Source organism: Phycisphaerae bacterium (assembly GCA_035384605.1).
In the GTDB taxonomy this organism is placed as follows: Bacteria; Planctomycetota; Phycisphaerae; order UBA1845; family PWPN01; genus JAUCQB01.
The window spans coordinates 1-6,702 of the sequence record DAOOIV010000178.1; the positions used below are offsets into that span (position 1 = coordinate 1).

The following is a 6,702-nucleotide window of genomic DNA, read 5'->3' on the forward strand; positions in this document are numbered from 1 at the left end:
TCACCGCATCATCAAACCGGCGGATTTACAGCATGTTCAGACCGGCGCCGACACTTGACGCTCTATAGCGGGTCTTTTCTTGTCCTACGTACCCTCGACACCCAGAGAATCAGAAGGCAACCGCTAAACCAGACCCCAGTGCCGGTCCAGAGAACAATGCGGCGTGCGCCGGGCCGTATCTGCGAGAACTGATGCGAGTACACCTGTAGACCAAAAAGCCCGTCGGCAGATAATATCTTGCTTTCGAGATCGGCCTGCCAATGAGCGAGCTGGCGGGTGATGGATACCAACTCCCCCATTGCTTGTGTCGCAACTGCTGATGACACATCCATACCTGCCTGCTTGCAGTAGAGAGCCATGATGTCCTCGGTGAAGCCGTGTGAAGTCGAACCCGCGGGCGAGAAGCTTTGTTCACCAGACACAATCAAAGCCCAAGCGATGTCGCAGGATGGAAGAGATACCTCCAGAATGATACGAGGCGAAGCCATATGGGCTGTCGAAGACCTGCCGTAAAGAGTAATCCCCACTCTCTGTCTGGCAGCGGCAGTTCTAGCGGATAAAGGAGGTTTCGCAGCTCTTGCACTCGCAGTTAAAACAAAACCATTGAACGGCACGTCATCAGTTGTAGCTTTTCCAACAATCTGAGTGACGATACTGACATCTGTCGGCAGAAGTGTGTTATCGAGTGGACCGCACACAACACCGACTGAGAGCAGAACAAGTACGGTCCATGATAGCAGCAGTATACACGCACATGCCGCAAAAGCCCTGGAAGAAGTTTCTTTGAGATCACTCAACCTGCCGCTCTCTTCTGTGTGCCCCTCCGTCGAACACGGGTCGCCAAGCCGCTCTGACTTCCTAGAGTTAGTCTCTTCCGTCGCGACTGGTGCGCATTCTGCGCGCATGTTTTGGTTGCGGCCGAAGGCCGCCTTAGTCATAAGCCTCATAATACCGTTGTCCCAGCACCCCCGTTTTCCCTCCAGGATCAGAGTGAATCCACGTACCGGTACGGCGCAACCACTCAACTGACCAGGGGTAGTAATGGAAGGACCCGTCCTTTATGTACCCGTCGGGCGCATGATACTCTGAGTCCTCTGCCGGATGGTTGTAGCTGCCAACCAGGCGCTTCCCGTCGGCGCAGATAATGGCAGAAAGCAAAAGATTCTTTCTACTGCCGCTGGCGAGCACAGCTGCGAGTTCGTTTATCCCCTCCGCCCCAAAGTACTTAAGGGTTTCACCTCCAAAATACACCCAATACCTCTTATCTGGTACAGGCACCACAATCCCAAGAAGCGCGGATACTGTTGACACCATGTTCTCAGCCGCAACTGAGCTTTGTGTCTGCATGTCGACAGCAACAAGGACCTTGTAGCAGGAAACACATTTGCCCGGACTAGCTGCCAATTCAAGATTGCGGCCAAATGCTGATTCCCCAACGCCTTTCCACCAGACGATTGTTGTCGGTATAATGCCTCCTTTCTCCTTCCCAACGACAACGTCGAGAGAGACAATCGGATTGTCGCTGAACTCCGTTCGGCCAGCAGATGTCTTGCCATGACGCACAGGAGCTGTTATGGAAAGGGACACAGCGACTTCCGGCTTCCAGTATTCCCTCGACTCGTGTACCGGTGGCTGAGGAACTCCTGGGGCACGGTTCGGATCGTCTGGATTGCTGAAGCCCCAGCGAACCCACTCCTCTGCGACACCCCAGTGAACAGTGATCGACGCAGTCACGCCGCCCGGAGCCGTGGTCTGCCGACCGAGGGGGTCCATGAGAACAACTGGTCTATTCTTGCAGAACCTATGCAGGTTTGCCCCGCCCCTCTCCCCAATCGGATCCCTGCTGATCCATCGTCCGAGACGTGGGGAGTAGTAGCGGTAGCCGTAGTAGTACAGGCCGGTTTCGGCGTCGAACCATTTGGTGCTGAAGCGGATGGGGTTGGCTAGGGCGAAGGCCGTGGCGTGCTCCGACCAGTCGCCGTCGGCGTCATCGTCCGGGCCGATGATGTTGCCGTATGGGTCGTACTCATACCTGGCGGCCACGCTCTGATCGCTGGCCTTGATCACCTGGCCGACGTTGCCGTTCCCGTCATAGCAGAACCAATAGCTCGGTGACCCCGGAGTGGCCGTCTCCTCGACCGCCAGCAAGCCACCGATGCCACCCATGCCGGTGATCGTGCCCGACAGGTCGAGCCCCCAAGTGTACCTGCGCACCAGCGTGTTGTCAGGCTCGGTGCCGGGGTCCTCACCATCCAAGCCGTTCAGGACCAGGATCACGTTCCAGTTGTCGTAGACAAAATGCTCCACCTTGTTCGGGCTCTCCTCGGCCGGCCAGCCACTATTGTACACATACACGGCCTTACGGACCCACCGACCCATGTAATCATACACGAAGGCGACCTTCTCATCGCCGTTATTCGGATTCCGAGGGGTGGCCGTCTTCAGCCGGTTTTCTCCATCCCAGGTGTAATCGAACCCGACATCCTGAGACAGGTTCCCGTCGAAATCGTAACTGAACGACTCCGTCGGGTCGGAAGGTGGCCGTGTACTGGTTGACCGCGTTGGTCGTATAGGTCATGGCCGGTGAGGCTCCATCCACATTGGACTCCGTCCGGTTGCCTATCGGATCGTAACCGTAGTCGAAATCACCCTTCATGGCAAAGAGCGTGCCCTGACCCAACACCGCACCCGTTCGACGCTCCCCGCCGGTCAACTCGCTACGTCCATTATACCCGAAATCCCAGTGATGATCGCCACTGCCGCCGTAGTAGCTAAATGCGCTCTGACCCCAGACCATCCTCTGACCCCAGACCATCTTGACCCCAGACCATCTGGCAAAGCACCCGCCAGTCGTCCAATCCGCTAGGTCTCTCGATGCTCGATGAGCTTCATGCAGGCAAGCATACCCGGCTAACCCGAAGCATGCAAGCACTAAGTTAACGCTTATGGGTGAATGAGCAGTGCATATCCTTTTCCTCGGGTGATGGCACTGGACGTATCTTCCGAGGTGATCAGATGGACGGGGCGAGGAGGGTCTATCGCGATGAAATACTCATCGGCGACTCCTACCACGCAGAAAAAGTGCCCGGCCTGGTACTCTCCCTGGTCAAGTGACGTAGCAAGCACAAGAGCCGATCGAGGCTCACTCAGAACTCTCTGCAACTGTTCAATGGTGCTCAGCTTGACACCATCAGCGTGAAGCCCCATCGCCCGTGCGGTATCTCGAATTTCAAGGAGTGACATGCCGGGCGTCGGACCCGTATGGCGCGCGATATCTTCAGCGCGCCAATCCGTGCCGTAGTACTTTGCAAGAACGCCGAGAACGGCCCGTCCGCAATCAAAAACAACTCTGGAAGTATCAGGAGCGTTCGCGACTGCCATGCAGGTTGACGGGAGTTTCGCCAAGACGTAGGTGGCCGCCCCCGAGAGCGCGAGACCAGCAGCACCAATCGCCAGTAGGACGCAAAAGAGTACCGGTCTGGCGCGACGGACACGGATCGCCGTCAAGCCCAGAACGAATGCCAACGCCAACCCGAACGCGAGTCCAGAAATGGTCAGCCAGCGTGGAAGCTCTGCTTGTGTCTTCTTCGTTTCCGGCGCAAAAGAAGGAATCGGCGTGCGCTCCGAAGGCAGCACGGGCAGTTGCACCTTATCGCCGGCGGCGAGTTGGTCAACTGCCGCCCGCGCCGCCCTGGCTTGAGCCTCCATCGCCTCATCGGCCCCTTGCGCGTTGAATCCGACCTTGAAAGTTATCTTTGTCCGAAGATCGCTGACCATCGTCCCCGCAGGGTAATCGATGCTGAAAAGCTCCTCTGGAACATTGGTGTTCAGCTTAACGGATTGTACTTGGCAATGCCAGGAATACGTAATCTGGCCGCTTCTCCTAGATTCAGAGGCGCCCTGAGTGGGTATCCACAAGAAGGGCTCTGCCTCGGTCAGCGCCGTGACCCGCAGCAGGTTATTGAGAACAGTCGGGTCTAGGGAAGGCTCTTCTACGCGCACGATGGCATAACCGCGAGCCGGGTCGAGGTAGATTGTTTCAGGACCAATCCAATCTTCACCTTCTTTTTTGTTCCACGGCACGGAGACACGGTAGACCGGGCCGACATCCTCAACATTGTCAACCTCCACTATCACGCCAGGAATGGCTTGTATGACCTCTGAAAGGGGTTGGCCGTGTCTCCAGAATGTCACTTGTCGATAACCTTCGCCAAGGTCGACCGCCGGGTCTTTTCCGCCAAGGATGTTGCCATGGGCGGGAGCTGAAAGCGCCTCGTCCATGTTGCCACCAGTCCGCCACAAGCTCCAGGAATCAACACCGTCAAAAGCAATGGTTCCGCTCAAGGCGAGAGTGTCCCGGGCGCCGCGGTCCCAAGGTTTGATGCCCTCCTGTTCCAGGCGAAACCTGCTGCCGAAGGGAGCTTTGAACACCCAACGCACGCTGGTGACATACCGACCTGGAGCAGGGCCGACAGCGTACTGGGAGGTCACGGTCATGCGCACGTCGAGATCCTGAATGCGAGACTCGACCTCGGCCAACCGTTGCGAAAGGTCGGCCACACTCAGCGACGTCAGGCTCTCTCCCAAAACCGGTGTCACTGCAACCAACCAGAGTAGGGTGAGAACATGCTTTGCAACTCTCATAGATCACCTCGTCGATCATGGGCAGTATACGCTGCCCGAACTACAATTCGCGGACTGACCGCAAGCCATAGTGCTACCGCGCACGCGCAGGCATCTACATCCTACCGATGTGGTCTTGCAGGCGTACACGGGTTGTGCTGGATTGCAGGCGATCACGATGGTTGTACACACGTCACCTGGCAGTGCATTGTAGAAGGTGCAAAGATCCACCGTGTCCGCCGGGGTACAGTTGCTGCAGATCTTTCCCGGATCGGTGCATAGATGCATTGCGTCTTCTGTGCACGGTTGCCAGTCGAGCGCGTTACAGGTTCCCAAGTCGATGCAACATCGCGGACAGAATCCCACGATCTCTCGAAGTTCGGCGTTACTTACCTTTGGTACATGTGAAAAGGCCGTCGTGGATGCTTGCAGCGAGTCACGCTTTGCGAGATAGCTCGCTGCTACCATGCCCAGTAGCAGAATGATAATGGACGAGCACGTGCCAAACATGCCGGTTTTCATTTGTCGAGACATCATCCTTGTCCTTCCTCCAGACCGGCCAGCGACGCCCTCTTCTGCGAAATAGCATGGGCCAGCTTTTCGGGCCATTTATGTTCCAAAGTATCCAGAACCGAACGGGCTGATTCAAAATCTCCGAGATTAGCGAATGCCAGTTCAGCGATAAACATGGCATGGATACAGATCTCTTGAACAACCGCATCGTTCGTGTCCGCGAAGCGATCCCATACTGCGCGTGCAGCGTTGGCCGCTTGCTCCCAGCGGCTACGACCCAAGTAAACTTCACTCAACTTCATCAACGCGAAGGCTGCTTGTCGAGGGTCGGTTACAGGATCCACGCGATAAGCAAGGTGTTCAGCCAGATCCGTCGCCTCCTGGTACTGCGCAGTATCCCAGAGAATGTCGATAGCCCGTTCGATCGGCCAGTGCGTCTTGTCGCCTTTCACCTCAAGGACAACCGCGTTCCACTCAGTCACGGCTCTCGTCGCAGTCAGTATCGCGGAGAGTTTTCGCCGGCGTCGCAAATCAGCGTCTGACGTCTCGATTGCAAGACCGTATCGGCAGCATGCTATGCCATCCTGAGCCAAGGCACGATCATATGTGCGCCGGGATGCGCCAAGCGCTTGTTCGTACATTGTTGCCGCCTGCTCCCAACGCTTCTGGTTTTGGTAGAAACGACCCAGCCATAACCACCGTTCAAATTGGTTTGTGATCGGTTCACCGGACGGAAGAGAAGCAGTCGTTCCGAACTCGGCCTCGACAATTGCGGCCGTCGGATCTGGATGGGAAAGCGGATCGCCTAGATATGCGTACCATGCCTCCGCCTTGTGGGCATCCAGGAACAAGCCGATGGCCTGGGCGAGTTTGTTCCCCGTGTCCGTCATTTGGGCCGGATCCGGGATGCCCAGGCGGAGCACAGCAACGGCCTTATCCCTCATGCCCAAATGACGGATGCAGGCGGCGTATTCGAGGCGTGCTTTGTCTCGCCGGTCCGGACCAGCGTTGAACTGCTCGGCCAGGTTCATCGCCGTGCGGTAATGATCCATTGCTTGGACCATGAGCGGTCCCCATTCACCCTCGTGGACATAGTTCTGAGCCCGACGCGTCTCGTCCACGACCGCCGCAACCGGCGAAGCCGCGTATGCGCCGTCGCCCTGCCGGACCAGCCGGTCGGCGTCGCGGCTCAACCGGCTGTAAACCTCACCCAACACCAGGTTGGCCTCGAAAGCCAGGTCCGCGCGGCCCGACTCGATGGCCAGGACAGCAGCCATCCGGGCTGGCTCCAGCGCCCCGACCACTGCCGACGTTTCGTTGGTGAACATGCGCGACCGGCTTTTCAGGATCAAAGCCCAGACGGCCTGTAAGTCGTCAGCCTTCCTGGCCGCGTGGTCGGCGATGATATCGTCCGTTACCTGCCGAACGCGGCTGTGGGCCGACAAGTTGAGCAAGACCTCGGCCAGGAACACGCGGGCCCAGTTGCGCTGCTGAGCATACGCGTCGGCGGTTGCAAAAGTGATGACTTGTTCCAATGCCTCTGCGGCAGGGCCGAAATGCTGACGA

5 protein-coding genes are annotated in these 6,702 nt (G+C 57.4%); all 5 read right to left on the minus strand.

Annotated features, from left to right (window positions below; all coding sequences use genetic code 11):
- Window positions 1-62: 62 nt before the first annotated feature.
- Window positions 63-797: a hypothetical protein gene (locus PLL20_21140; GenBank protein ID HPD32507.1), complete on the minus strand. Its 735-nt coding sequence runs from the start codon at window positions 795-797 to the stop codon at window positions 63-65.
- A gap of 133 nt (window positions 798-930) precedes the next feature.
- A complete protein-coding gene (locus PLL20_21145; protein HPD32508.1) occupies window positions 931-2,391 on the minus strand; it encodes an RHS repeat-associated core domain-containing protein in 1,461 nt (486 codons plus the stop codon).
- Between the two features lie 22 nt (window positions 2,392-2,413).
- Window positions 2,414-2,797 (minus strand): hypothetical protein, encoded by a 384-nt coding sequence (locus PLL20_21150; protein HPD32509.1) that lies wholly within the window; start codon window positions 2,795-2,797, stop codon window positions 2,414-2,416.
- A 146-nt stretch (window positions 2,798-2,943) separates the two neighbouring features.
- Window positions 2,944-4,644 (minus strand): cysteine peptidase family C39 domain-containing protein, encoded by a 1,701-nt coding sequence (locus PLL20_21155; GenBank protein HPD32510.1) that lies wholly within the window; start codon window positions 4,642-4,644, stop codon window positions 2,944-2,946.
- Between the two features lie 512 nt (window positions 4,645-5,156).
- Window positions 5,157-6,702 (minus strand): tetratricopeptide repeat protein (locus PLL20_21160; GenBank protein HPD32511.1); only part of this gene is annotated, 1,546 nt, incomplete at its 5' end.